Below are 19,590 nucleotides of genomic sequence, written 5' to 3'. Positions count from 1 at the left end.
GCGCACATGAGCCTCCCCGAAAGCATGCGCGCCGCCCGGATCACCGCCCACGGAGGACCCGAAGTCCTCGAGGTGGTCGAGGTCGCGGTGCCGAAACCGGGGCCGGGCGAGGTCCTGGTGCAGGTGGCCGCCGCCGGAGTCAACAACACCGATCTGTGGACCCGGCGCGGGTCGTACGGTGTCCCCGGCGACCCGGACGCGAAGGCCGGCTGGCGCGGATCCGTCGACTTCCCCCGCATCCAGGGCGCCGACGCGGCGGGGCGCGTCGCCGCGGTCGGGGAGGGCGTCGACGACGGTCTGCTGGGGCGGCGGGTGCTCGTCGACCCGTCGCTCTACGGGTCGGACGACCCCGACGCGAATCCGATCGGCCTCCTCGGCAGCGAGGCCGACGGCGGGTACGCCGAATTCCTCGTGGTGCCCGCTTCCCGGGTCCACGACGTGCACGATTCGGCGCTGACCGACGTCGAACTCGCCGCGTTGCCGACCGCGTACGGCAGCGCGATGGGCATGATCGCGCGGGGCGGTCTGGGCGCGGGCGACACGGCGCTGGTCACCGGCGCCTCCGGCGGAGTGGGTCTGGCCGCCGTCCAGCTCGCCAAGGAGCGTGGTGCCCGGGTGATCGCGGTCTGCAGCGCCGCCAAGTTCGACGCGGTGCGCGAGGCCGGCGCCGACGAGGTGCTCGATCGTGCGGGCGACGTCGTCGCCGCGGTCCGCCAGGCCGCGCCCGACGGCGTCGACGTGGTCCTGGATGCGATCGGCGGCCGGTTCGTCGGCGACGGTCTGCCCCTGTTGGTGGAGGGCGGCCGGTGGGTTCTGGCCGGTGCGCTCGCCGGGCACGCCCTGGAGATCGACGCCCGGCACGTGTATCTGCGGAACGTGGCGATCATCGGTTCGGCAATGCACACCCCGGCGATCTTCGCCGAACTCGTCGAGGTGATCCGTCGTGGTCGACTGCGCCCGGTGATCTCCGGGACCTTCCGCTTGGAGGAGGCGGTGCAGGCGCAGGAGCAGCTCGGGGAGCGCAATCACATCGGCAAACTCGTCCTCGAGTTGTGAGGGGCGTCGAATCGTGAGATCGCCGGTGTGACGGGGGTACCGGCGTCGGCACCGAACCCGTACAGTGGATTATGCATAATCTAATCTGACTTACGGACAGGGGCATGAACTCATGCGATTCGACGGAAAAGTAGCACTCGTCACCGGATCCAGCCGCGGACTCGGTCGAGCGCACGCGGAGCTGCTCGCCGAACTCGGCGCCGCCGTGGTGATCAACGGCACCGAGGGCAGTCGTGCGCTGTCCGACGAGGTGGTCGCCGGGATCAAGGCCAAGGGCGGCCGGGCCGTCGCGGCAATCGGCGCGGTCAACACCGACGCCGAGGCCATCGTGGCGACCGCGATCGAGGAGTTCGGTCGCCTCGACATCGTCGTGAACAACGCCGGGATCAACACCCTGAGCCCGTTCGGTCCGGGCATCCTGGAGAAGGTCAAGCACCACATGGACGTGAACTTCTTCGGTCACGTCGCCGTCACCGAGGCCGCCTGGCCGCACCTGGTCGCCAGCGGCGCCGGCCGCATCGTCAACACCGCGTCGCCGACCGTCGTCGGTTTCGAGGAGCAGACCCCGTATGTCGCGTCCAAGGGCGCGATCATGTCGTACACCCGGACGCTGTCGATCGAGGCGCTCGAGCTGGGGATCAAGGTCAACGCCGTCGCGCCGACCGCGTACACCCGCATGGCGGCCGAAGCCGAGCTCCCGCAGGAGATGAAGGACGTCCTCGCCCAGAAGATGACCTCGCAGATGGTCGCCCCGATCGTGGCGTTCCTGGCGCACGAGGACTGCCCGGTGACCGGCGAGACCCTGCTCTCCCAGGGCGGCCTGATGCAGCGTCTGGCGCTCTCGATCAACGACGGCTACATGAACAACACCGCCACCGTCGACGACGTCCGCGACCACTTCGACGAGATCATGGACGACTCGACCAGCAAGCCGCTCGGCGTCATCGGCGATCCGGAGACCGCGTCGCTGCTCGACGTCGTGCTCAACGGCTGAACCGACAGGTCACCCGGCCGCTCCTGCGACTCCGCGGAGTTCGGTGGAGCGGCCGGGTCGCCGGGTCGAGGAGATCGCTCGTCTAATCGCGGCGAGTCCAGCGGAACGTCGCACGGGCCAGGATCAGTCCGACGACGAGCCAGATCCCCAACGCGATCGCGATCCCCGCGAGATTCCAGGAATGCCCCTGCTCGGCGAATCGGAACTCGTCGGGCAGGAACACGTGGCGCATGCCCTCGGCGATCCATTTGAGCGGGAACACCGAGGCGAGGTTCTGCAGCCAGCCCGGCAGGATCGTGAACGGCAGGTACACCCCGGAGACGAACTGCAGGAACAACACGATCGGGATCACCACCGCGGTGGCGCTTCTTCCCGAGCGGGGAACCGCCGAGAGCGCGACACCGAGCAGCGCCGACGTCGCCAGCCCGAGCACGAACACCCACCCGAACGTGAACCAGCGGTCGAGGGAGGTAGGCAGGTCGACGTCGAACGCCAGCGCGGCGACGACGAGCAGCAGCCCGGTCTGCAAGAAGGCCTGTCACCGCGACCTGGCCGATCTTGCCGAGGAAGTAGCTCACCGTCGTCAGCGGCGTGCCGCCGAGTCGTTTGAGGGTGCCGTCGCCGCGTTCGGTGGCGATGTCGACAGCGAGGTTCTGGACGCCGGAGAGCAGCAGCCCCGCGGCGATCATCCCGGGCAGGTAGTAGTGCGCCGCGCTCACGTCCGGGAACGGCGGGCCGGTGGGTCGTCCGGTACCGCCGGCGGAGAAGATCATCGCGAACAGCGCCAGGAAGAACACCGGGAACAGGAACGTGAAGAACACCTGGTCCGGTGACCGGAAGTAGTTGCGGATCTCGTAACCGGCGCGGTGCACGCCGAGGACGAGCGGGCTGCGGAGCGCGGGACGGGGGCCATTCATCGGGTCGCCTCGGCCCCGGCGGTGGTCGTCCCGGTGATGGTCGTCTCCGCAGCGGGGTCGCCGACGAGGTCGAGGTAGACGTCCTCCAGCGACGGGCGGACGATCTCCAGATCGGGCGGTTCGCCGCCCAGCCGCTCGGCCACCTCGCGGGCGAGGGCGAACGGCGTCGTCGAACGTCGTTCACACGTCTCGCCGCCTTCGCGCCAGCGCACGATCGGCACCCGCGACCGAGCCGAGCCGATCGCATCCACCGGGCCGACGGCCCGGCATCCGTCCGGCGGCGATCACCGCGACGCGATCGGCGAGTTGCGCGGCCTCTTCGAGGTAGTGCGTGGTGAGGACGATCGTGGTGCCCTCGGCCTGCAGCCGCCGGATCAGTCCCCAGAACTCCCGGCGGGCGGACGGATCGAATCCGGTGGTCGGCTCGTCCAGGAACAGCAGTTCCGGGTCGCCGATCACGCCGAGCGCGACGTCGACGCGCCGCTGCTGCCCGCCGGAGAGCCGGGAGATCCGCGTCTTGGCCTGCTCGGCGAGCCCGACCGCCTCGATCACCTCGTCGGGGTCGCGCGGAGCGGGGTAGTAGCTCGCGAACTGCCGGATCTGTTCGCCGACGGTCACCACACCTGCCTGGCCGGCTGTCTGCAGCACGATGCCCAGCCGCGCCTTCCACGCGGCATCGCCGTCGGCGGGGTCGACGCCGAGCACGCTCACCTCGCCGCCGGAGCGGTGCCGGTATCCCTCGAGGATCTCCACCGTCGTCGACTTGCCCGCGCCGTTCGGGCCGAGCAGCGCGAAGGTCTCGCCGCGTTCGATGTGGAACGAGACGTCGTCCACCACGGCGCGGCCGCCGTACTCCTTGCGGAGGTTCCGGACCGTGACCGCGTGACCGCTCATGTCCTCATGGTCGCACGGGGGTGCGGACGGAACCGGGTGGAAGCCGCCGGACGCGCCGGGAGGCCGGCGCAGTGGTCCATCTCTCATCACCGCCGGTTGACCTCAAGTGCACTTGAGGTCATAGCGTGGCCTCACCCCTCGTCGAAAGGACCCCCCGATGACCGCGGAGCCCCGCACCACCGCCGCCGCGACAGACCTGTACGACGGCTTCGCCCGATACGGCAGCGGGGTGGTGCTGGTGACCGTCGCCGACGACGACCACGACCGGTTCTTCATCGCCGCCTCGGTCCTGACCGCGTCGGTCGACCCGTTCGCGCTCGCGGTCTCGGTGGGCCGCCGCCGGGACGCTCTACCTGCGATTCTCGACCGCAGGCCGTGGTCGATCTCGATGCTCGGCGCAGAGCATCGCGGCCTCGTCGACCGGCTGACTGGGCCGACGACCCGGGCGCAACGCCGGGACGCGCTGACCGAGGCGGGCGTGCGTCGTTCACCCGAGGGTCCGCTGTGGCTTCCGGACGCGCTCGCCGCGTTCTGGTGTGTCACGAGGAGCTCGGTCGACGTCGACGATCAGGTCCTCGTGGTCGGAGATGTGACCCGCGGTACGCCGGCCCGCCCGGGCCCGCCGCTGCTGCGCTGGAACCACGACTTCCACACGGTCGCGCGGGCCGCTGGCTAGAGTCGATCGAGGTGCACCGCCCGTCGGGGCGCCGTGTGCCGTGCACATCGGATCGAGAGGACATCTCCATGAGGAAGCCCGCCCACCGTCGTACCGCCGCGCTCGCAGGCCTGGCCGCCGCGGTCGCGCTGCTCGCCGCCGGCTGCGGCGACGACGACTCGAGCGCACCCGAGAAGGCCGCGGAGTCGACGACGTCGGCCGCTCAGGAGAGCGCCGCCGGCACCGGGGCGTCGACCGCCGCCTCGTCGGCGGCCGCGGCGACCGAGGTGAAACTGGACGGGGAGCGCGACGTCGAGGTGACCCTGACCGGCCCGATCGCCGCCCGCTACTCCACCGCGACCGACGAGCAGAAGAAGATCCTCGGCAAGCCGCTCACCGGCTCGCACAACGCCGAGATCCGTGAGAGCGGCGTCGTGTTCCAGCAGTTCAAGGGCGGCGTGATCGTCGCCAAGAGTGCTGACGCGGGCACCCCGGCGTACATCGTCTACGGCAAGGTCCGCGACGCCTGGAACGTCGAACGCGACAAGACCGGCGTTCCGAACGAGACCGGTGAGAACGGTTCGGCTGGACCGCTCGGCGTCCCGACCAGCGATGTGACCGTCACGGGCGACGTCGAGAAGGCCACCTTCGAGAACGGCGAGATCACCCACGACACCAAGACCGGCAAGGTCGTCGTGACCGTCGACGGCAAGAAGGTCGACGCCGGACTGAAGTGATCCGCGGCCTGACGCGAGGCCTGGCGTCGATGCCGACGACTGCCGCGGTCGTCGGCATCGACTCACCGGTAGGGCCTCACAGGTATGTCTGGGTCGCGTACACGGCTGCTCCGACCGTGCCCGCCGACATCGCCGTGAACGACGCGACGCTGACCGCGCGGTAGATCGTCGACTCCTCGAACGACGCGCGGATCGCCAACGGCAGGAACAGGATCGGGTTCACCACCGCGCCGACCACGAGCGGGACGGCGGCCCAGGCCGGCAGATCGGGGAGTGCGACGCCGACGGCGATCGCGAGGATGCCCATCATGAGGAAGTCGATGTGCATCTGGAGGATCCGTTTGGGATAGCGTATCCCGATCCGGCGCAACGCTTTCGGATCGATGCGGCTCAGGGCCAGGGGCCACCCCAGGAGGGCGCCGCCGGCCAGGAGCCAGAATCCGGCCAGGCTCACCGCGCTCACGTGTTCTTCTCCTCCTCGGCCGCCGATTCGCCCGCAGGGGTCGCAGTGTCGGGGGTTGCGGCGTCGGGGGTTGCGGTGTCGGGGGTCGCGCCGGGCCAGTAGTGCGAATCCGGGGTCGAGCGCGCCCCGAAGATCGCCTGACCGACGCGCACCACCGTCGCCCCCTCCTCGATCGCGGTCTCGAAATCACCCGACATGCCCATCGACAGCTCGCCGGGGCCGATCAGGTCGGGGTCGGTGTCCCGGGCCTCGTCGCGGAGCCGGCGGAGCAGGGAGAAACACGTCCGGACCCGCTCGGTGTCGGGAGAGAACACCGCGAGCGTCATGAGTCCCCGCACCCGCAGCGTCTCGTGACCGGCGAGGGCGCGAAGGAACTCCGGAAGCTCTTCGGGTGCGACCCCGTACTTCTGCGGTTCGGCGGAGGTGTTGACCTGCACGAACACGTCCAGGCCGCGCCCGGCGGCCTGGAGTCGTCGTTCCAGGGCATCGGCGACGCGCAGGCTGTCGAGCGCCTGGAACTCGGCGGCGTACGCGGCGACGTCGCGCGCCTTGTTGGTCTGCAGGTGGCCGACGATCGACCACTCGACGTCCAGGTCGGCCAGATTCCGGCACTTGCGGGTGGCTTCCTGCACCTTGTTCTCCGCGAGCCGATCCAGACCGGCCTCGACAGCCGCGCGGATCCTGTGTTCGGGGACCGTCTTGCTGACCGGGAGCAGTCGTACCTCGTCCGGGGAGCGGCCGACGCGCGCGGCCGCCGCATCCATCCGGGCGCGGACGGCCGCGATGTTCTCCTGGAACTTCTGCACTGACGACGCGGACCGGTACTCGTGGGCGGGTTCGACCTTCGACATGGCTCCAACGTAGCCGGACGCGGTACGCGTTCCCGCCCGGCCTGCCTGGACATCGGACCGATCAGTGGCCGATTCCGCCGTCACCGGTTTCGGTTCCTGGTCGGCCGTTGCGAAATGGCGGCTTACGAGGGAAATACTCCCTCGCGACCCGATATTTCGCAACGGCCGACCATGGGTCCCTCCTCCGGCTCCTTCGACAGCCGTGCTCACCGCGTGCGTCTCGGCACACCGCCGGATCGGCACGGACCACGACCCCACCGGATTAACGATTCTCGGAATCGAGTAATCGAATTTAACGAAATATCGATTTCGTCAGCGCTAGGCTTCTGTGACCGGCGCCATGGTCGCCGTGCACGACGGGCGCCTGCTCGACGACGCCGTGACGCGTTTCGTCCCGCTCGGACGTCCGCCAATGCCGTCGTACACCTGCACCCGGAACACGCCGACGGAAACCTGCCGGCGAAGACGAAAGGACCATCGATGACGAAGCGATCACCGAAGAGCAAGGACTCCTCGTACACGTGGCCGCGGGTGCCGCTGATCGACACCCGCCAGAAGGTGGCCGAGAAGTACGGTCGGGCCGAGGACTACGGGTTCTTCGGCCCGGATTCGGTGTCGTGGAAGGTCTGGTCCCACTCCTCGTCGTTGATCTTGGGTTTCGTGCGTTCGGTGACCATCGAGCACCTGGACCCGAACCTGACCGCCGCGGTGGTCCAGTCCGGTGGGGTCAAGTATCGGACGCACACCCGGTACGGGCGGACGATGGCGTACTTCAGCCAGGTGACCTTCGGCGCCGCACGGCCCACCGCGAAAGCCGCCGACGTGCTGGTCAAGGTCCATTCCAAGGCGATCGGCACCGACCCGGTGACCGGTGGCCGCTACGACGCGAACGACCCGGAGTCGCAGCTGTGGATTCATGTGACGGCGTGGCATTCGATCCTGTACTGCTACGAGAAGTTCGGCGGCGGCACGCTCGCGCCGGCCGAGGAGCTGCGGTACTGGGACGAGTGCGCCCGCGCCGCCGAACTGCAGACCATCGATCCGGATCGGGTGCCGCGCAGTCGGGCGGAGGTCGTCGCCTACTTCGAGGAGAAGCGCCCGCATCTGGCGTCCTCGGAGGCGGCGATCGACATGGTGAAGTTCATCCTGTCGCTGCACGTCGCACTGCCGCCGACGATGTCGAGATGGCAGCGGGCCCCGTTCCTGCCGCTGACGTTCATCCTCTCCAAGGCCGTCATCGCCACCTACCCGAAGTACATGCGCGACCTCCTGGCGATCCGGCAGGGACCGCTGGTCAATGCCGTCGCGATCCCCGCCACCTGGGCTGTCCATCAGGTGATCGAACGGTCGTTCGTGCTGAAGTATTTCCTGATGAGCGTCCTCTCCCCGCAGGCGCTTCCGTCGGCGATCCCCGCGGTCCTCGGCGTCGAAGCGGAGAAGCCGGTCACGACGACTCCGCGGGAGGCGCAGGCCAGGTACGGCTACGACGTTCCGCGGGAGGCGCACCTGGGTTTCCGCGCCAAGCAGTATCAGCGGGTGTTCGACGACGGTCAGGCGCCGAGCGAGGAAGGACTCGTCGAATCGCAGGAGCACATCGGCGCGATGTGAGCGAGGTCGTGGGGCGCCCCCGCGGACGGGCGGCATCGCGTCCGCGGGGCCCCTTCGACTCGGTTCGTCATCGCGGTTCCTCCGGGAGGTCGGCCGGGACGAGGTCGTCGGAAACCTCAATGCGAAGACTCCGCCGCGCATAGAGTGAGGAACCGATGCATCCGGGGAATGTCACAAAAGACCGAGGACGTCTCGTCGGAGTGTCGGCGATCTCGGCCTCACTGCTCGCGGTGTCGGCGTGCTCGGAGGAACCCGAGACCGTTCCTGCGTTGACCGAACCGGTGATCCACGAACTCTTCCGCGAGAATTTCGACGGCACGATCGAAACCGATGCCGCCATGATCAAGAACGCCTGGTGCGCCGCCGGGTATCGGGATCTGCAGAAGGACCTGGGCGTCGACTCCAATGCGGCCCTCGAACAGGCGTTGACGACCTCGGAACCGCCGAAGAACGCGGAGATCCTCTCGATCGAGAACCTTCGTTCCGAGGAGACGCAGGCCCGTGCCACCGTGACCAGCGCGCAGGAGACGCCGGTCGGGGACGGTTCGTATCGGCGAGTCGAGTATCACGAACGCGTCACGTTCGCATATGAGCGAGGCCGCTGGCGGATCTGCCGCCTCGAATGAACGAAGATCGTCCCATGACCATGAAACCGACGCGACGATGAAGTCGGACGCCGAGACGTCCTCCTCGGGCGGGTACGCGCTGCTCTGGTCGTTCGCCCGACCCTACCGGCGCCTGATCGCGCTGGGGACGCTCCTGGGGCTGGTCTCGACGGCCATCGCCCTGGCCACCCCGATGGCGACGAAGTACGTGCTCGACGGACTCGGCAGCGGCGCCGGTCTGGCGGTGCCGATCACGATCCTCGTCGTCCTGCTGATCCTGGGCATCGGGGCCGGATTCACCCAGACGATCCTGCTCGGACGGCTGGCGCAGACCATCGTCCTCAACGCCCGGAAATCACTGATCCACCGGTTCTTCCACGCCCGCCTCGAACAGATCCAGCGGTATCGGACCGGGGAACTGGTCACCCGCGTCACCAGCGACACCGTTCTGCTGCGGGAGGCCACGACGTCGAGCATCGTCGAACTGATCAACGGGACCGTGGCCATCGTCGGCGCCGTGGTCCTCATGGCGATGCTCGACTGGCCGCTGCTGCTGACCACTCTCGCCGCCATCGTCGTGATGATCGCGCTGTTCGTCGTCCTCGTCCCGAAGATCGGGGAGGCCGACAAAGCCGCCCAGGAGTCCCTCGGCGATCTGGGTGCGACCCTCGAGAGCGGCGTCCGCGCGATGCGGACCGTCAAAGCCGACAGCGCCGAGGACCGGGAGACCGAGTTGATCGGGGCGGCCGCCGAACGGTCGGCCCGCCACTCCATGCGCTCGGTCTGGTACACCGCGCTGATCTGGGCGGTGTCCGGGGGCGGCATCCAGCTCGCGATCATCGCGATCCTCGGCATCGGCGCCTGGCGCGTGGAACTGGGCGCCATGGTCATGTCGACGCTGGTCGCGTTCCTCCTCTACGCCTTCAACATCGTCGCGCCGATCACCAGCATCGCCGCGTCGGCGGCGTCGCTGCAGTCCGGTCTCGCCGCGGCCGCCCGGATCCGGGACACCGAGAACCTCCAGCAGGAGGACATCGCCGCCCGGCCCGCCGACGCCCGTCCGGCGGCCGCGGATCCCGATGCCCCGGCGGTCGCGCTGCGCGAGGTGACCGCCCGGTACCTGGATTCGGAGACCCCGGCGCTGAGCGGGGTCACGGTGGAGATCCCCCGCACCGGTCACCTCGCCCTCGTCGGCCCGTCCGGATCCGGTAAGACCACGGTGCTGTCCCTGATCCTGCGCCTGGTCGACCCCGACGGCGGACACCTCGAACTCGACGGGGTGCCCTACGACGACCTCAGCATCGGCGACGTCCGGGCGCGCATGTCGTACGTCGAGCAGGAGACCCCGATCATCCCCGGCACCGTGCGCGAGAACATCCTGTTCCGTGCCGGGGAGCAGATCCCCGACGACGAGGTGTGGTCGGCGCTGGAGGTCGTACGCCTCGCCGACAAGATCCGGGCCCTGCCCGACGGACTCGACACCCACGTCGACGACACCACCCTCTCCGGCGGCGAACGTCAGCGGATCGCCGTCGCCCGCGCCCTGGTGCGTCCCCCCGACATCCTCCTGCTCGACGAGGCGACCGCTCAGCTGGACGGGTCCACCGAGGCCGCGATCCACGAGGTGATCGCCGAGGCCGCACGCACCGGTGCGGTGGTGACCGTCGCGCACCGCCTGTCGACGGTGCTCGACGCCGACCGGATCGTGCTGCTCGACGGCGGCCGCGTCCGCGACCAGGGGACCCACCGGGAACTGCTCGACCGCGACGACCTCTACCGTGAGTTCATCACCGCTCTGCGGATCGGTTCGACCTGAGTCGGTGCGCGATAATGTCCCGTTATCGCGCAAGAAACGCCCTCGGGAGCGTCACCTGTGGATATCTCGTGATCTCGGTGGGATAACTTTCCTGAACCTCCACTTACCTTCCATTTACGCCAGGGTCTGCAGGAGCGCGGTGAGGTCGGGTGCCACCGCCGCGGTCTTCGCGATGTAGTAGGTCTCGGTGACCGCGGTGTCGGCGTGCCCCAGCTGGGCGGCCGCGGCGTCGCTGCCCTCGGCGGCGGCGATCAGGGTGGCGATCGACCGGCGGATCGCCCGGATCTCCAACCCGGGATGTCCGGCGGCGGTCCGCCAGTGGCGCCATTCGGTCCGGACGCTGCTGGCCGGCATGTAGCCGCCGGAGGCGCCGGGGAAGATCACGTCGTCGACGACGCCGGGACGGCGGGTGCGGAGCCGGTCGCGGATCACCTGTTCGGCGAACCGGGGGAGCGCCAGGACGCGGTGGCCGCTCTCGGACTTGGCGAACGGCTGCCGGACGGTGCCGGTCCCCTTCAACGCGACGAGGGTGCCGGTCACGGTGATCGTCGGCGGGTCGGCATCCAGATCGAGGTCGTCGTACCGGAACGCGAGGAGTTCGGACGGGCGGGCGCCGGTGGCGACGGCGAGATCGAAGAAGTCCGGGATCGCCCGACGGGTGATGCCCGGTGTCGACGGCCCGCGGGAGTCGTGGAGGTCCCCGGCCGCCCACGCGCTGAGGGACGCGCGGATCTCGATGAGCTGTGCGGCGGTGAGGACGACGCCCTGGGCGCGGACCCTCCCGGGTGGTCTCGCCTGCCGCGCGGGGTTGGCCGGGTAGACGTCGCAGCGCACCGCGACGTCCAGGACCTGGCGCAGCGGCGACGCGGCGGCGGCGGCCTTGGCCGCGCCCAGATCGTCGTACATGGCCTGGATCCGGGAGGTGGAGACCTCGCGGAGCTGGAGGTGCCCGATGTACGGGTAGACCAGGCGCCCGAGACGGTCCTCGTAGTGGTCCAGGGTCTGGCGGCGGACGCCGTCTCCGGCCCGGATCCGCAGCCAGTGCTCGGCGAGGACCTCGACGCGGGTGGTGGGAGCGATCTCCGCGACACCGGAGGGCGGCCGCCGGTCGACGAGCGCTTCCTTGAGCGTGTGGATCGCGGCGGTCTTGGTCTTCGCCCGCCGCTCGACGCGGCGTCGTCTCCCGTCGGTGTCGCGGACCCAGGTCTGCGCGATCACCCGGCCGTCGGGGAGGCGTCGGGTGTTGATGTTGCCGTAGGTGCCGACCGGCAGCGGCGGACGCCCCATCACGCGTCCCGGTCGAGAGACCGAGGGGCGGATCGATCGGTGGACATGACTCTCATGGCGCGAAATGCTATCGCCGACCTCCGACAAAGAGGGGGTGACCTGCGGACATGCAGACGACGTCGGAGCCGAACGCCTGCGCGGGCCGGAACGCCGGACCCGTCGTCGGCGATGGTCGGACGTTCCGCGCCGAGGGGTGATGTTCACCGTTTCTTCGTCACTGTGACGAAAAGTGTCAGTGGCCCGGTCTCGTCGTCGTATGCCGGGGCGTGCCCGTTCGGGAGGATCACGCCTGATCTCCCAGGCAGTCGCCGAGCACCCGCATGGCCTCCGGATAGGCGCCCGGATTCGGACCCGAGTAGTTCAACCGCGTGAAACGGCCCGGCGCCTCGGCGGGAAACCACTCGTCGCCGGCGCCGATCAACACGCCCCGGGCCTCGCAGTCGGCCACCAGCCGCGCGAGATCGACGGTGTCCGGCAGGCGCAGCCACAGATTCAGACCACCCTTCGGCACCGCCGTGACCTGAGCCTGCCGGACGTGCTCGCGCACCCCGGCCAGGAGGAGGTCGCGGCGCGATGCCAGCTGCCCGCGCAGCGACCGGAGATGCGAACTCCATGCCGGCTGCGTGACCACGTCGAGCGCCGCCGCCTGCAACACCCCGCTGACGTACATCGACTGGGCCTGCGCGTCGGACAGGATCCGGTCCTTCGCCGGGCCTCGGGCGATGAGTCCGGCGACCCGGATCGACGGCGCCACACTCTTGGTCAAGGACCTGATGTACACCACGTGGCCGCCGTCGTCCCGGGCCACCAGCGGATTCGGCTCCGTGTCGATGGCGAAATCGTGCGCCCAGTCGTCCTCGATGAGGAAGGCGCCGTGCGCCCGCACCACGGCCAGCACCCGCTCCGCGAGATCGGTGGACCACTGCGCCCCCGTGGGGTTGGCGAAGGTCGGCTGGGCGTAGAAGACCCGCGCCCCCGTCCGCGCGAACGCCCGGTCCAGCTCCTCGGGATCGGGTCCGTCCGGACCGCTGGCGACGGGAACCGGTTCGACGCCGGTCTGCGCCGCCGCCAGCATCGCACCCCAATAGGTCGGCGACTCGACGAGCAGCGGTCGACCCCGGCCGACGAGCCCCCGGAACAGGCTCGTCAACCCGGTCTGACTGCCGGGGAGGATCGCGACGTCACCGGCGGTCGGCGGCATGCTCCCGCGCGTCGTCGACCGCCCGACCTCGGCGGCGAACCACGCCTGCAGGTCGGGGATCCCGGCGACGGGCGGCCGCGCGAACGCGGACTCGCCCTGCGCGGCACGACGAAGCGCCGCGCGCACCAGCCGTTCGGGGAGCAGCTCCCGATCCGGATAACCCGAGTGCAGGGCCACCGCGTCGTTGGGCGGGGTCCGCAGGGCGGAGGGGAGCGACGTGCGACGACCGGCGGGACCGAGCGCCGCCGTCTGCCAACCGAAATCGTGGGGTCGTGCCGCGCGCACCTCCCGGACGAAGGTGCCGACACCGGGTCGGGTCTCGATCTCCCCCTGCGCGACGAGAGTCCGCAGAGCCCGCTGAACGGTCACCGGACTCACCTCGTACTCGGCGACCAGCGCCCGGGTCGACGGCAGTCGGGTGCCCGCCGGGGCCGCCGCGATCCAGGCCTGAAGTGATGCGACGATGCGGTCACTGCTACTCTGGGACATGAGATACAAGGATAGCGCTACTGTTCAGGTGTCGCAGCTGATACCCGGCCGGTACTCCGGACTCCTCTGGGGACTCCTCGGCGTCGCCGCGTTCTCCCTGACCGTGCCGTTCACCCGCATCGCCGTCGCCGACGGCCACCTGTCACCGCTGTTCGTCGGCGCGGGACGCGCGGTGATCGCCGCGGTCCTGGCCGCGGCGGCACTGGTCGTCACCGGTCAGCGCCTGCCCCGGGGTCGTCAATGGCTTCGGGCCGCGATGATCGCCTGCGGGGTGGTGGCGGGATTCCCGCTGTTGACGTCGTACGCGTTGACGGAGGTCCCGGCGAGCCACGGCGCCGTGGTGATCGCCGTGCTCCCGGCCGCGACCGCGGTCTGCGTCGTCCTGCGCACCGGGGAACGCCCCGGCCGCGTGTTCTGGGCCGCCGCGAGCGCCGGTGCCGTCGCCGCGATCGGATTCGCGGCGGTCCGGGGCGGGGGACTCGGGCCGCTGAGCTGGCCCGATCTGCTGCTCTTCGCGGCCGTGGCGGTCTGCGCGTTCGGCTATGCCGAAGGCGGGCTCCTCGCCCGGGAACTCGGGGCGTGGCAGGCGATCTCGTGGGCCCTGGTCGTCGCGGCACCGCTCATGCTGCTCCTGGTCGGTGTCGCGATCGCGCAGCGGCCGCCGACGGGAACACCGGTCGAGTGGGGCGCGTTCGGCTACCTGGCCGTCGTCAGCATGTTCCTCGGTTTCATCGCCTGGTACCGCGGGCTCGCGATCGGCCCGATGGCCCAGGTCAGTCAGGTGCAGCTGACGCAGCCGGTGATGAGCATTCTGCTGGGCGGGCCTGCTGCTGCACGAGCACATCGACCGGTCCACGATCCTCGGCGGCGCGGCCGTCGTCTCGTGTGCACTGCTGGCCGTCCGCGCCCGGAACCGCCAGGGATAGCAGGGAGAATCGAATGATGTACACACCGCGCGTCTTCGCGATGGACGACGCGTCGATCCCGACGCTGATCGACGCCTACCCGGTGGCGAATCTCGTGCCCACCTGCAACTACGGGATCGTGATCGCCTCCGGCCCGGTCACGGTGCACACCGAACCGGAGTGGCTGCTGAACCAGCCGCCGGCGAACCGGCGGAGCGTCGTCACCGGGCTACGCGAGACGGGCGGAGACCGCGAGAGGCGTCTCGCCGATGCCGTCGAACACCACGACCGCGCCGAGAACCGGTGAGCGACATGTCCGCAACCCGTTCCTCGTCCCCGCGCGGGGTGGCCGCGATCCTGGCGTCCGCCGTCCTGTTCGGCGTGGTCTTCCTGCTCTCCGGCACTGTCGACACGCCCACCGACATCGTCTTCGGCGGGCGCATGATCGTCACCGCCGCCTGCTACGCGCTGGCACTGCTGCATCCCACGCCCCGAAGACTGCTCGGCGACTTCTGGCGCACCCTCACTGGCCGCCCGGGCACGATCCTGATCTGGCTGCCGCTGTGCGCGATCATGGGATTCCAGCTGTGGCTGTTCTCGTGGGCTCCCCAACACGGACACGCCCTCGACGCCTCACTCGGCTACCTGATCCTGCCGCTCACGCTCGTCCTCGGCGGCCGGTTCGTCCTCGGCGACCACGTGACCGGCGCGCAGTGGGCGGCGGTCGCCGTCGCCGTGACCGCCGTGACCGTGAAGTTCACCCTGACCCCGCAGGTGTCCTGGGTGACGTTCGTCGTGTGCCTGGGCTATCCGGTCTACTTCATCACGCGCCGCCGCGCCGGCCTGGACAACCCGATGGCCTTCGGGGCCGAGGTCGCGGCCGTCGTCCCGGTCGCGGCGCTCCTCCTCATCTGTGCCGAACCTCAGCAGGGCCGTCTCGACGTCGTGCCGCTGCTGACGATCTGGTTCTCCGGCGCCGCGGCGATGACCGTCTACCTCGTCGCGGCCCGCCTGCTCACGATCCCGTTGTTCGGGTTGCTCGGCTACGTCGAACCGATACTGCTCGTGGTGGTCTCGCTGCTGCTGGGGGAACGCATGACCGGCGGGGACGTCCTCACCTACGGGCTCCTCGCCGCCGCGTTGCTGCTCTTGGCGGTCGACGGCCACCGCACGGCGCGCCGCCGCGGCGACCGCGAGGGAGGTCCGCCGCAGGTCGGCGCGCCGGTAGCCGACGACGGCGGCCGCACCTGAGGCAGGACCGGAGGATACAGGCCGTCCGGCGGTTCGCCCCACAGCCGTAGCAGGGCCGCCCTCACCGTCGCTCGGCCTCCGGCGACCTGAGGCCGTCGACCTCCGCCCGGAGGCGTCGTACGACGTCGTGCGGCTCGTCGGCGAAGAACCGGACGGTCCGCACGTCGGGGCCGCCGACCGACGGCCCCGATTCCAGCGGCTCGAGAAGCGTGACGGTCAGGTTCGTCTCACCGACCAGCGCCACGGCCAGGACGGCGTCCTCGTCGTCGACCGTCGGCCGCCCGCCCGGGCCGTCGCTCCTGTCGACGGTCACCTGATCGATCCGCGTCAACGGGATCGACACCGAGGTCCGCGGGCCGCGCCGCACCGTCAGGACGCCGCCGTGGACCAGGTGCGGATACATCGCGATCCCGGCCACGGAACCGACCACCCACATCAGGCCGTACACACTCGACACCGCGACGACGACCCGGACCACCGGCCACGGAAGCAGGAAGTGGAAGACCACCGTCTCCAGGACGGTGAGCGGCACCAAGATCCAGACCGTCCGGGCCAGTTCACGATGACCGCCGAACGACCGTGCCCCCGCAGGCACGTCCGGTCTCCGCCGGACCAGTCGGCCCAGGGAGACGAAGATCCCCACCTCGGCGGCGGCGAGACCCCACAGGCGTTCACCGACCAGCTCTCGGAACGCCCGGCCCGCGGCGGCCCGCAGACCCAGGCCGCATCGTCGAGCTCGCCGGACCGACGACGCCCAGACGGCGACCTCGACGACGGCGGTCGCCGCCAGCAGCACCGCGACGGCCAGTCGGAGCGGCCCGGGGACCGCGACCCCGGCCAGGACCGCGACCACCAGACCGATCTCGATCGGCGCCAGCACGCACAGGACCCGGCGCAGGACGACGGCCGCGGTCACCGCCGGGCCAACCGTTCCATCACGGCCGTCAGTACCGCGATCTGCGCCGGCGTCAGGGTCTCGGCCACCACGTCGCCGATCGGAGACGCCGCCATGCGAGCCTCCACGGCGTCGCCGTCGTCCAGGGCCGAGGAGACCTCCTGTTTCAGATCGGCGGGAAGTCCGGCGACGATGTCGGCGGCCAGCGCCGCCACCTCCGGTCCGGCGGGATCGCCGCCGGTGAGCGCGTCGAACCGCCGGTAGACGGTCCGCAGGCGCTCCTGCTCCTCCGCGGTGGGCCGGCCCGCCGTTCCGGGGACGACGTGTTCGGCGACGTCCTCCGGCACCAGCGACATCAACTGCAGATCGAGTTCCGCCGCCGGTCCGGAGACACCCGCATTGCGGAGTCGATCGGCCAGTCGCGCCGCCCAGGCCGGGCGCAGCGGATCGTCGTCGGAGGCCAGCCTGCGCCGGAATTCGGCGAGCCGGGCCCGTCGCCCGGCGATCCGTTCGGCCTGGGCGGCCAGGTCGGCATCCAGTTCGGCGAGGATCTCGTCCAGATCCGCATTGTCGGAGTCTCGGAGGGCCTCGCCGACCTCGTCGAGACTCAACCCCAGTTCACAGAGGCGCCGAGCCCGAGCCGACCGGACCACGTCCGCGATGCTGTAGCGGCGGTACCCGTTCGGGTCGCGGTCGGGTTCGGGCAGCACCCCGATGCGGTGATAGTGGCGGAGGGTGCGCGGGGAGACGCCCACCAGTGCGGCGACCTGGCCGATTCTCATGCGTCCAGTAGAGACCTTGACGCCGCGTCAAGGTCAAGGACGCGAGACGGCGAGTGTCATGCGCTCGCCCAGAACTCCGTCAGCCGTTCCGCGAGCGCATCGGGTACCTGCATCGGCAGGGAATGGGTCGTGTCGAGCCACACCTCGACGAGCGCCCCCGGAATCCGGCGCGCCCGCTCGACGGCCCCGGCGCCGCCGGCGAGGGAGGAGTCCGAGGCGATCGCGACATAGGCGGGCATCGTCAGACCGGCCAGCTCCGTATCGTCGAGCATCCGGGGAACCGGGAGGTGCGCGCTGTAGTGCTCGGTGCCGGCGGCGATCATGTCGCCGACCGGCGTGTGCTCACGGACCTCGTCGACGCTCACACCGCCGATCGCCGCCAGCGCACGATCCCGCCACGACTGCGGCACCGGCAACGTGGCGACCCCGGACCAGAAGAATGTCGACACCGGCGGGCGACGGAAGACGAACACGGGTTCCAGGAGGCTCAGCGACGCCGGTCGGCCGGGATGGTGCACGGCGTGGGCGGCGGCGGTGGCCCCTCCGAACGAGTGGCCGACCGTGTGCACCGCATCCAGATCGAGCCCGCTGAGGGCGTCCTCGACCCAGCGCGCTTGATCCTCGGCGCCGCGAACGGGTGCCGTCTGCTCCGAGAGCCCGGCGTCCCCGACGGCGTCGAAGGCGAACACCGTGCGCCCCGACCTGCGGAGAGCGGGGAGGTTCTCCGCCCACATCGGCACCCCGGAACTCCGCCCGGGCAGCAGGACGACCGGGGCGGTGTCCGGGTCGGATCCGGTCCACTCATACGCCCGGACCGTCCCCAGCGCGGTCGGCACGTCGCGGGTCGACGTCGGGGTCGGCATTCTCGGCCATCGCGGAGGAGTAGGCGCGTTCGTACAGTGCGCGCCCCCGGTCGCTGCGGAATCGGCCGACGGTCATGATCCGACTGTACGGCGCGCCCGGTGTCGTCCAGTCGGGTGCGACGCCCGCCGGCGAGCAGGCGCCGATCTCCGGCCCCGGCCGGTCACCGCGTCGCCAGGGCGGCGAGCGCCTCCGCCTCGGCAGCCGGGACCGGGACCGGCTCCGCGGTGAGGAACGCCGCCATCGGATCCTCGGGGGCATTGGCGGCCGTCCGCGAGTACGGCGTGACGTAGATCGGAGTGCCGGGCTGGGACCGTCGGCCTTCGGCGAGCGGCCCGAGATCCAGGGCGTCGTACCCGACGACGTCGAGGAACTCTGTCACCCGACGCTTCGCCTCGGTGGAGTCGCCCGCGATCGGGAGCGCCGTCCGGTCGGAGGACCCCGCCGGACGACCCAGGACGCCGAGGCGGACGAAGTCCACGTTGTTCATGCCCTTCACCAGGTCGGCTCCCGCGAACCGTCCGGCGAGGACCTCAGACGACGTCGTCGATCCGTCGAGCAGTTCCGGGACGTCGCCGTCGCGGGCGGGGTAGTAGTTCGTGGCATCGATGACGGTCTTGCCCGCGAAGAGGTCGGCGGGAAGGTCCGCGTAGACCCCGAACGGCACCGCGAGCACCACGATGTCCGCGCGTTCGACGGCGCCGGCGACGGTGTCGGCGGAGGCCTGATCACCGAGCTGGGCGATCAGGTCGCCGAGGGACTCGGGGCCTCTTCGAGTTGGCGACGACCACCGGCAGACCGGCGTTCGTCGCCAGCCGGGCGACGTCCTCGCCGATGTTGCCGCTGCCGAGCACTCCTACGACGGTTCGGTTCATGACGGTCTCCTGCTCAAGTCGCAATCCAATAGGTAGTACTTCTGAATAGGAAGCACTACCTATTGCTACCGTAGTAGGCATGTCGGAGGCAACCGAGCGCGCCCGCGAGATGAACGTCTTCGACCCGGGCTGCACGTCACGCGAGATCCTCGAACACGCGACCGGCCGCTGGGGAGGACTCGTTCTCGCCGCTCTCGTCGACGGACCGATGCGTTTCGCCGAACTGCGGCGTGCCGTCGCGGGGATCGGCGATCGAATGCTCGCGCAGACCCTGCAGCGACTGGAGGCGGACGGTCTCGTGTCCCGCACGGAGATCTCGACGATCCCGCCGCACGTCGAATACGACCTCACCGACCTGGGACGCCCGATCGCCGAACAGGTCTGCCGCCTGATCGACGTGATCTACCGGCAGCTGCCGGGCATCGTCGCGCACCAGCGCGCACGGTGA

At 70.3% G+C, this 19,590-nt stretch carries 23 protein-coding genes; 11 read left to right on the top strand and 12 right to left on the bottom strand.

Annotated elements, in window-relative coordinates; genetic code table 11:
• Positions 1-6 precede the first annotated feature (6 nt).
• Together QM809_RS14215 and QM809_RS14210 are read left to right on the top strand one after the other, a co-directional pair.
• Complete coding sequence (locus QM809_RS14215) at positions 7-1,056, top strand: zinc-binding dehydrogenase (protein ID WP_415046390.1); 1,050 nt, start codon at positions 7-9, stop codon at positions 1,054-1,056.
• A 112-nt stretch (positions 1,057-1,168) separates the two neighbouring features.
• Positions 1,169-2,050 (top strand): SDR family NAD(P)-dependent oxidoreductase, encoded by an 882-nt coding sequence (locus QM809_RS14210; protein ID WP_415046389.1) that lies wholly within the window; start codon positions 1,169-1,171, stop codon positions 2,048-2,050.
• Between the two features lie 82 nt (positions 2,051-2,132).
• Here QM809_RS14210 and QM809_RS14205 read toward each other — a convergent pair whose 3' ends face one another.
• From QM809_RS14205 to QM809_RS14195, 3 genes are all read right to left on the bottom strand, one after another.
• Positions 2,133-2,579: an ABC transporter permease gene (locus tag QM809_RS14205; protein WP_415046388.1), complete on the bottom strand. Its 447-nt coding sequence runs from the start codon at positions 2,577-2,579 to the stop codon at positions 2,133-2,135.
• Positions 2,580-2,963: 384 nt separating this feature from the next.
• A complete protein-coding gene (locus QM809_RS14200; protein ID WP_415046387.1) occupies positions 2,964-3,179 on the bottom strand; it encodes a hypothetical protein in 216 nt (71 codons plus the stop codon).
• A complete protein-coding gene (locus QM809_RS14195; protein ID WP_415046386.1) occupies positions 3,148-3,861 on the bottom strand; it encodes an ABC transporter ATP-binding protein in 714 nt (237 codons plus the stop codon). The genes QM809_RS14200 and QM809_RS14195 overlap by 32 nt, the downstream gene beginning before the upstream one ends.
• A gap of 157 nt (positions 3,862-4,018) precedes the next feature.
• Here QM809_RS14195 and QM809_RS14190 point away from each other — a divergent pair, with 157 nt between their 5' ends.
• On the top strand, positions 4,019-4,537 hold the full coding sequence (locus tag QM809_RS14190; protein WP_415046385.1) for a flavin reductase family protein: 519 nt from the start codon (positions 4,019-4,021) through the stop codon (positions 4,535-4,537).
• Positions 4,538-4,605: 68 nt separating this feature from the next.
• A complete protein-coding gene (locus tag QM809_RS14185) occupies positions 4,606-5,253 on the top strand; it encodes an LGFP repeat-containing protein (RefSeq protein ID WP_415046384.1) in 648 nt (215 codons plus the stop codon).
• A gap of 76 nt (positions 5,254-5,329) precedes the next feature.
• On the opposite strand, the gene QM809_RS14180 is transcribed toward QM809_RS14185, so the two are convergent.
• Both QM809_RS14180 and QM809_RS14175 read right to left on the bottom strand, forming a co-directional pair.
• Positions 5,330-5,716, bottom strand: coding sequence for a hypothetical protein (locus tag QM809_RS14180; RefSeq protein ID WP_415046383.1), 387 nt, complete (start codon positions 5,714-5,716; stop codon positions 5,330-5,332).
• On the bottom strand, positions 5,713-6,567 hold the full coding sequence (locus QM809_RS14175) for a YggS family pyridoxal phosphate-dependent enzyme (protein WP_415046382.1): 855 nt from the start codon (positions 6,565-6,567) through the stop codon (positions 5,713-5,715). The genes QM809_RS14180 and QM809_RS14175 overlap by 4 nt, the downstream gene beginning before the upstream one ends.
• Positions 6,568-7,047: 480 nt before the next feature.
• Here QM809_RS14175 and QM809_RS14170 point away from each other — a divergent pair, with 480 nt between their 5' ends.
• The 3 genes from QM809_RS14170 to QM809_RS14160 all read left to right on the top strand — a co-directional run bounded on the left by QM809_RS14170 (position 7,048) and on the right by QM809_RS14160 (position 10,596).
• Entirely contained in the window at positions 7,048-8,175 is a 1,128-nt protein-coding gene (locus QM809_RS14170) for an oxygenase MpaB family protein (protein WP_415046381.1), read from the top strand.
• Between the two features lie 200 nt (positions 8,176-8,375).
• Complete coding sequence (locus QM809_RS14165) at positions 8,376-8,801, top strand: hypothetical protein (protein WP_415046380.1); 426 nt, start codon at positions 8,376-8,378, stop codon at positions 8,799-8,801.
• Between the two features lie 37 nt (positions 8,802-8,838).
• On the top strand, positions 8,839-10,596 hold the full coding sequence (locus QM809_RS14160; RefSeq protein ID WP_415046379.1) for an ABC transporter ATP-binding protein: 1,758 nt from the start codon (positions 8,839-8,841) through the stop codon (positions 10,594-10,596).
• Between the two features lie 114 nt (positions 10,597-10,710).
• On the opposite strand, the gene xerC is transcribed toward QM809_RS14160, so the two are convergent.
• Both xerC and QM809_RS14150 read right to left on the bottom strand, forming a co-directional pair.
• The gene (gene xerC, locus QM809_RS14155) at positions 10,711-11,883 is read right to left on the bottom strand and encodes a site-specific integrase (RefSeq protein ID WP_415047101.1); all 1,173 of its coding nucleotides are present in this window, start codon (positions 11,881-11,883) and stop codon (positions 10,711-10,713) included.
• 283 nt (positions 11,884-12,166) lie between these two features.
• Complete coding sequence (locus QM809_RS14150; RefSeq protein ID WP_415046378.1) at positions 12,167-13,573, bottom strand: PLP-dependent aminotransferase family protein; 1,407 nt, start codon at positions 13,571-13,573, stop codon at positions 12,167-12,169.
• Between QM809_RS14150 and QM809_RS14145 the strand changes: the two genes are divergently transcribed.
• From QM809_RS14145 to QM809_RS14135, 3 genes are read left to right on the top strand one after another with little or no spacing between them, the layout of a single operon-like run.
• Positions 13,572-14,516: a DMT family transporter gene (locus tag QM809_RS14145; protein WP_415046377.1), complete on the top strand. Its 945-nt coding sequence runs from the start codon at positions 13,572-13,574 to the stop codon at positions 14,514-14,516. The genes QM809_RS14150 and QM809_RS14145 overlap by 2 nt on opposite strands.
• Entirely contained in the window at positions 14,516-14,785 is a 270-nt protein-coding gene (locus QM809_RS14140) for a hypothetical protein (protein ID WP_415046376.1), read from the top strand. The genes QM809_RS14145 and QM809_RS14140 overlap by 1 nt, the downstream gene beginning before the upstream one ends.
• Before the next feature lie 5 nt (positions 14,786-14,790).
• Positions 14,791-15,729, top strand: a complete 939-nt coding sequence (locus QM809_RS14135) for a permease (RefSeq protein ID WP_415046375.1) — start codon at positions 14,791-14,793, stop codon at positions 15,727-15,729.
• Between the two features lie 61 nt (positions 15,730-15,790).
• Here the strand turns inward: QM809_RS14135 and QM809_RS14130 are convergent, their stop codons facing one another.
• From QM809_RS14130 to QM809_RS14110, 5 genes are all read right to left on the bottom strand, one after another.
• On the bottom strand, positions 15,791-16,645 hold the full coding sequence (locus QM809_RS14130) for a hypothetical protein (protein WP_415046374.1): 855 nt from the start codon (positions 16,643-16,645) through the stop codon (positions 15,791-15,793).
• Positions 16,642-17,406, bottom strand: coding sequence for a MerR family DNA-binding transcriptional regulator (locus QM809_RS14125; protein WP_415046373.1), 765 nt, complete (start codon positions 17,404-17,406; stop codon positions 16,642-16,644). The genes QM809_RS14130 and QM809_RS14125 overlap by 4 nt, the downstream gene beginning before the upstream one ends.
• A gap of 56 nt (positions 17,407-17,462) precedes the next feature.
• Positions 17,463-18,269, bottom strand: a complete 807-nt coding sequence (locus QM809_RS14120) for an alpha/beta fold hydrolase (RefSeq protein ID WP_415046372.1) — start codon at positions 18,267-18,269, stop codon at positions 17,463-17,465.
• Positions 18,270-18,430: 161 nt separating this feature from the next.
• Positions 18,431-19,012, bottom strand: coding sequence for an NADPH-dependent F420 reductase (locus tag QM809_RS14115; RefSeq protein WP_415047100.1), 582 nt, complete (start codon positions 19,010-19,012; stop codon positions 18,431-18,433).
• Positions 18,996-19,142, bottom strand: a complete 147-nt coding sequence (locus tag QM809_RS14110) for a hypothetical protein (RefSeq protein ID WP_415046371.1) — start codon at positions 19,140-19,142, stop codon at positions 18,996-18,998. Before QM809_RS14110 ends, QM809_RS14115 begins: the two co-directional genes overlap by 17 nt.
• Positions 19,143-19,221: 79 nt before the next feature.
• On the opposite strand from QM809_RS14110, the gene QM809_RS14105 reads away from it, so the two are divergent.
• The gene (locus QM809_RS14105; RefSeq protein WP_415046370.1) at positions 19,222-19,590 is read left to right on the top strand and encodes a winged helix-turn-helix transcriptional regulator; all 369 of its coding nucleotides are present in this window, start codon (positions 19,222-19,224) and stop codon (positions 19,588-19,590) included.

Origin of the sequence: Gordonia sp. (in: high G+C Gram-positive bacteria), from assembly GCF_047600385.1 — a bacterium.
In the GTDB taxonomy this organism is placed as follows: domain Bacteria; phylum Actinomycetota; class Actinomycetes; order Mycobacteriales; family Mycobacteriaceae; genus Gordonia.
Note: the sequence above shows the minus strand (reverse complement) of the source record. Positions and strands in the feature narration are given on the sequence as shown.